3 protein-coding genes and 2 pseudogenes are annotated in these 3,557 nt (G+C 61.8%); all 5 read right to left on the bottom strand.

What is annotated here, in order from left to right; all coding sequences use genetic code 11:
* Window positions 1-120: pseudogene (locus tag Q8Q83_RS16040) on the bottom strand (glutamine amidotransferase class-II); the annotation flags it as partial.
* A gap of 15 nt (window positions 121-135) precedes the next feature.
* Window positions 136-900, bottom strand: coding sequence for a DeoR/GlpR family DNA-binding transcription regulator (locus tag Q8Q83_RS16045; protein ID WP_305625127.1), 765 nt, complete (start codon window positions 898-900; stop codon window positions 136-138).
* Window positions 901-1,078: 178 nt separating this feature from the next.
* Entirely contained in the window at window positions 1,079-2,437 is a 1,359-nt protein-coding gene (glmU, locus tag Q8Q83_RS16050; RefSeq protein ID WP_305625128.1) for a bifunctional UDP-N-acetylglucosamine diphosphorylase/glucosamine-1-phosphate N-acetyltransferase GlmU, read from the bottom strand.
* Between the two features lie 131 nt (window positions 2,438-2,568).
* Complete coding sequence (locus tag Q8Q83_RS16055) at window positions 2,569-2,994, bottom strand: F0F1 ATP synthase subunit epsilon (protein ID WP_305625129.1); 426 nt, start codon at window positions 2,992-2,994, stop codon at window positions 2,569-2,571.
* A gap of 92 nt (window positions 2,995-3,086) precedes the next feature.
* Window positions 3,087-3,557 (bottom strand): annotated as a pseudogene (locus Q8Q83_RS16060) (F0F1 ATP synthase subunit beta); the annotation flags it as partial.

The raw sequence follows: 3,557 nt of genomic DNA on the forward strand, positions 1-3,557 counted from the left end.
CTGCTCATTGATCAGCGCCACGCCGGCGCTGTCGTAGCCGCGGTATTCCAGGCGCTTGAGGCCTTCAACCAATACGGCGGTGATATTGCGTTCGGCGACTGCGCCCACGATGCCACACATAGGTCTCTCCTTAACTTAAACGTCCGCGCAGATCAGGTTGATCCCGCGCGCGGTCAATTGTTCACGGGCCTCAAGGCTGAGGCGCTCGTCGGTTATCAGGCTATGGATGCTGCTCCAGGGCAGCTCCAGGTTGGGAATCTTGCGGCCGATCTTGTCGCTCTCGACCAGTACCACCACTTCCCGGGCCACCTCGGCCATCACCCGGGAGAGGCCCAACAGCTCATTGAAGGTGGTGGTGCCACGTGCCAGGTCGATGCCATCGGCACCGATAAACAGCTGGTCGAAGTCATAGGAGCGCAGCACCTGCTCGGCGACCTGGCCCTGGAAGGATTCCGAATGCGGGTCCCAGGTGCCGCCGGTCATCAGCAGCACCGGCTCATGCTCCAGTTCGCTGATGGCGCGGGCCACGTTCAGTGAATTGGTCATCACCACCAGGCCGGGCTTGTGCCCCAGCTGCGGAATCATGGCCGCGGTGGTGGTACCGCTGTCGATGATGATCCGCGCATGCTCGCGGATACGCGCCACCGCGGCGCGGGCTATGGCCTGCTTGTACTGGGAAACCGGCTGGACGCCGTCGCCGATCAGCTCCTGCGGCATCGGCACCGCGCCGCCGTAACGGCGCAGCAGCAGGCCGTTCTTCTCCAGGGCGGCGAGGTCCTTGCGAATGGTCACCTCGCTGGTGGCGAAGGCTTTCGACAACTCATCCACACTCACCTCGCCCTGCTCGGCGAGCAAGGCGAGGATGGTATGGCGACGTTGCGGCGTGTTGCGCTTCGACATGCTTAAGTTTCGATTCGAAAGATAATGGCGCGAATCAAAACCTAATGAAGCTTTTGCGTCAAGCCTGAAAACGACAAAAGGCGACAGTCGTCGCCTTTGTGATCGGGTCGTAGGATGGGTTAGCCGCAGGTGTAACCCATCGATTGGGCCGCATGGGTATCGTTTCGCTCAACCCATCCTACCTTTTGCTGGGACGCTTCCAGCCGTCGATATTGCGCTGCTTGGCCCGGCCCACCGCCAGGCTATTGGCCGGCACATCGGCGGTAATCACCGAACCGGCGCCTGTTGTGGCGCGGTCGCCCAGGGTCACCGGCGCGACCAGGGCGCTGTTGGAGCCGATAAAGACGTCCTCGCCCAGCACCGTCTTGAACTTATTGGCGCCATCGTAGTTGCAGGTGATGGTGCCGGCGCCGATATTAGTCCGCGCGCCTATCTCGGCATCGCCCAGGTAGCTCAGGTGCCCGGCCTTGGCACCTTCGCCCAGCCTGGCATTCTTCAGTTCGACAAAGTTACCGACATGGGCCTTGGCGCCCAACACCGCACCGGGACGCAGGCGGGCGAAGGGACCGCAATCGGCGCCCTCGCCCAGCTCGGCCCCTTCCAGATGGCTGTTGGCCTTGACGATGGCGCCTGTGCGCAGGATCGAGTCCTTAATCACGCAGTTGGGGCCTATCTGCACACCGTCTTCGATAAGCACGCGACCTTCGAGTATCACATTGATATCGATCAGCACATCGCGGCCCACAGTCACCTCGCCGCGCAGGTCGAAGCGCGCCGGGTCGCGCAGGGTCACGCCCTGGGCCATCAGCCGGCGCGCCGCGCGCTGCTGGTAGTGGCGCTCCAGTTCGGCCAGCTGGATGCGGTCGTTGGCGCCCTGCACTTCCATGGCATCCAGCGGCTGCTCGGTGGCCACCACCAGGCCATCGGCTACGGCCATGGCGATCACGTCGGTGAGGTAGTACTCGCCCTGGGCATTGCTGTTGGACAGCCGGCCCAGCCAGTCGCCCAGGCGCTTGCCGGGCACCGCGAGGATACCGGTGTTGCCTTCGCAGATCTGCCGCTGCTCGGGAGTCGCATCTTTGTGTTCGACGATGGCCTTCACCAGGCCATCCGCATCGCGAAGGATACGGCCGTAGCCGGTGGGGTCGTTCAGGTCGACGGTAAGCAACGCTAGCTGCTCGTCGCCAACCTGCTGCAGCAAACGCTCCAGGGTGGCGGTTTCGATCAGCGGCACGTCGCCATAGAGAATCAGCACCCGCTCGGCACGCAAGGCAGGCAGGGCTTGGGCCACGGCATGGCCGGTGCCCAGTTGTGCGCTTTGCAGCACGAAATTCAGGTCATCCGCCGCCAGGCGTTCCCGTACCAGATCCGCGCCGTGGCCGATCACCACATGGATACCCGCAGGCGATAGCTGCCGCGCCGTATTGATCACATGGCCGAGCATCGACTGGCCGGCAACCGGGTGCAGGACCTTCGGCAAGGCGGAACGCATGCGGGTGCCTTGGCCGGCGGCGAGGATAACGATATCGAGCGACATAAGAGCGGATCCTAAACAGGCGCAAGCGAGGCAAATTATCAGCCCAGCCAACGAACAGGGGTAAAAACAGCAGGCAAAGAAAAAGGGTAGCCAAGGCTACCCTTTTACTCGTTCGCGATGAAGTGGAAGCCTTAGCCGCCGAACTTCTTGCGCAACTGCTGAACGGTACGCAGCTGAGCGGCGACCTCGGCCAGGTGAGCGGCCGCGGAGCCGTAATCGAATTCCGCGCCTTTCTCATGCAGGGCTTTCTCAGCAGCCTTGAGGGCTTCCTGAGCAGCAGCTTCATCGATATCGGCAGCACGCTGCACGGTATCAGCCAGCACTTTCACCACATTCGGCTGAACTTCCAGGAAGCCGCCGGAGATGTAGAACACCTCGCTAGCGCCGCCCTGTTTGACCAGACGAATCGGACCCGGCTTGAGGTCGGTGATCAGCGGCGCGTGGCCTGGAGCGATACCGAGATCACCCAGGTTGCCGTGCGCAATCACCATCTCGACCAGACCGGAGAAGATCTCGCCTTCTGCGCTGACGATGTCGCAATGGACTGTCATAGCCATGTCTAACCTCACGTATCGGTTTGCTTGAACACGAGCCCGCATTCAAGCAGACCGTAAGCGCCCGTTGCCGGACGCACGGGTGATTACAGTTTCTACGCTTTTTCGACGGCTTCTTCGATGCTGCCGACCATGTAGAACGCCAGCTCCGGCATGTGATCGTAGTCACCTTTCAGAATACCGCTGAAACCAGCGATGGTGTCCTTCAGGGAGACGTACTTGCCCGGCGAACCGGTGAAGACTTCGGCCACGAAGAATGGCTGGGACAGGAAGCGCTGGATCTTACGAGCGCGGGATACCAGCTGCTTGTCTGCTTCGGACAGTTCGTCCATACCCAGAATCGCGATGATGTCCTTCAGCTCTTTGTTACGCTGCAGCTCGTTCTGTACGCCACGAGCGGTGTCGTAGTGCTCCTGGCCAATAACCATCGGGTCCAGCTGGCGCGAAGTCGAGTCGAGTGGATCGACCGCTGGGTAGATACCCAGGGAAGCGATGTCACGGGACAGAACGACGGTGGCGTCCAAGTGGGCGAAGGTGGTCGCTGGCGACGGGTCAGTCAAGTCATC

The organism is Pseudomonas sp. (genome assembly GCF_030696055.1).
GTDB lineage: Bacteria > Pseudomonadota > Gammaproteobacteria > Pseudomonadales > Pseudomonadaceae > Aquipseudomonas.